This window comes from Yinghuangia sp. YIM S09857, from assembly GCF_051388915.1.
Lineage (GTDB): Bacteria > Actinomycetota > Actinomycetes > Streptomycetales > Streptomycetaceae > Yinghuangia.
This window is the reverse complement of sequence record NZ_JBPKBH010000055.1, coordinates 1-2,441: the sequence shown is the minus strand read 5'-3', so window position 1 is coordinate 2,441 and position 2,441 is coordinate 1. Positions and strand designations below refer to the sequence as shown.

Sequence of the window (2,441 nt, the reverse complement as noted above, 5' to 3'; positions counted from 1 at the left end):
GGCCCTCCCGAGCGCAGGGCCGAAGCTCGTACTCGTCGTACTCGCGAGGTCCTGCAACGCGGCCCTGGGAGGGCTGCTAGGCCCGGATGCCGTACTGGGCGGCGAGAACCGGTGAAGGCTTGTGATCACCGCACTAGTTGCCCGGGGCTGCCGCCGATACCGGCTCCGAGGATGACGACGCGCCGTTGTCGGACGTCCCCTCTGACGCGTCCGCGGTCGCCGACTCGGTCGCGGGGGCACCCGCCGGACGGGTCGCCCGGCGCGGGGCCTTGCGGGTGCGCTTGGCCGGGGCGGGCGTCTCGTCGGCCGACGGCGCCGCGGGCGCTGCCGGGGCTTCCGCTGCCGCGGTCTGCTCCGCGCTCGCTGCCGGGGCGGGCTCCGTCGACGACGTGTCCTCTGCGGGAGCGGATTCCGGCTCGGCCTCCGCGGCGGCCTTGCGCGTCGACTTCTTGGCGGCGGTCTTCTTGGCCGCCGTCTTCTTCGCCGCGGTCTTCTTGGCAGCCGTCTTGCGCGGGGCACGCTTGGCGGCCTTCTTCGGCGCCTCCTCGGCCTCCTCGGCTCCCTCCGCCGGTTCGGCCGCCTCGGAACCAGGGGCCTCGACCGGCTCCTCGCCCTGCCCGGCGACCGGTTCCGGAGTGCCCGGGACCACGAGGACGACCTCGGCCTCGACCGGCGCGCCGGGCTCCGCGGACGTGTCGGTGTCCGCGTCCCGCCGCTCGACGACCTCGACCACGTCGACGACGTCGACCGTCTCGTCCGGCTCGACGATCTCCAGCGGCTCCAGCGCCTCGACCGGCTCGGGCGCGTCCTCGGCCACCGCCTCGGCGACCGTCTCCTCGACCGGCTCGTCGTGGGTGTGCTCGTGAGCGCCGTTGCCGTTGCCGTTCGCCCCGCCGCCGCCCTTGCCGCGGCGGCGGCGCGAGGACCCGCCGGACTTCTGCTCGGGCGTGTCCATGCGCACCAGCACGCCGCGCCCGTTGCACTTGTCGCAGGTCTCGGAGAACGCCTCCAGCAGCCCCTGGCCGACCCGCTTGCGCGTCATCTGCACGAGGCCGAGCGAGGTCACCTCGGCGACCTGGTGCTTCGTACGGTCGCGGCCCAGGCACTCCAGCAGGCGCCGCAGCACCAGTTCGCGGTTGCTCTCCAGCACCATGTCGATGAAGTCGATGACGATGATGCCGCCGAGGTCCCGCAGCCGGAGCTGGCGGACGATCTCCTCCGCCGCCTCCAGGTTGTTGCGGGTGACCGTCTCCTCCAGGTTGCCGCCCTGGCCGGTGAACTTGCCGGTGTTGACGTCCACCACGACCATCGCCTCGGTGCGGTCGATGACCAGCGAACCGCCGCTGGGCAGCCACACCTTGCGGTCGAGCGCCTTCATCAACTGCTCGTCGACGCGGTACGTCGCGAAGACGTCCCCCTCGCCGGTCCACTTCGACAGGCGCGGGGCCAGGTCGGGCGCGACGTGCGAGACGTAGTTGTGCACCGTCTCCCACGCCTCGTCGCCGGAGACGACGAGCTTGGTGAAGTCCTCGTTGAAGATGTCGCGGATGACCCGGACCGTCATGTCGGGCTCGCCGTACAGCAGCGCCGGCGCGTTGGCCGTCGCGGCCTTCTTCTTGATGTCCTCCCACTGCGCCTGCAAGCGGGTGACGTCGCGCGCCAGCTCCTCCTCGCTCGCGCCCTCGGCGGCGGTGCGCACGATCACGCCCGCGTCCTCGGGGACGATCTTCTTGAGGATGGTCTTGAGGCGCGCGCGCTCGGTGTCCGGCAGTTTGCGGCTGATGCCGGTCATCGTGCCCTCGGGCACGTACACGAGATAGCGGCCCGGCAGCGAGACCTGGCTCGTCAGCCGCGCGCCCTTGTGGCCGATCGGGTCTTTGGTGACCTGCACCAGGACGGACTGGCCGCCCTTCAGGACCGCCTCGATACGGCGCGGCGAGCCCGCGTCGAAGTTGACCTCGCCCGCGTAGAGCACCGCGTTGCGGCCCTTGCCGATGTCGACGAAGGCGGCCTCCATCGACGGCAGGACGTTCTGCACCTTGCCCAGGTAGACGTTGCCGACGTACGAGGTGGCCTGCTCTTTGTTGACGTAGTGCTCGACGAGCACGCCGTCCTCAAGGACGCCGATCTGCGTGCGCTCGCCCGTCTGCCGCACCACCATGACCCGTTCGACCGCCTCGCGGCGGGCCAGGAACTCGGCCTCGGTGATGATCGGCACGCGGCGGCGGCCCTGCTCGCGCCCCTCGCGGCGGCGCTGCTTCTTGGCCTCCAGGCGCGTGGAGCCCTTGACGCTCTGCACGCCGTCGCCCGCGTCCTCGCCCTCCACGGCGCGGTCGGACCGGCGGGCACGCGGCTCGCGGACCTTGACGACCGTACGCTCCGGGTCGTCGGCGCCGGGGGTCTCGCCGCTCTCGGCGCCGTCGCGACGGCGGCGGCGACGG

Annotated in this window: 1 protein-coding gene; it reads right to left on the bottom strand. The window is 72.3% G+C overall.

All coding sequences use genetic code 11. From position 1 onward, the window contains the following. Positions 1-133: 133 nt before the first annotated feature. Positions 134-2,441 (bottom strand): Rne/Rng family ribonuclease (locus tag ACRX5S_RS41045; RefSeq protein WP_436778398.1); only part of this gene is annotated, 2,308 nt, incomplete at its 5' end.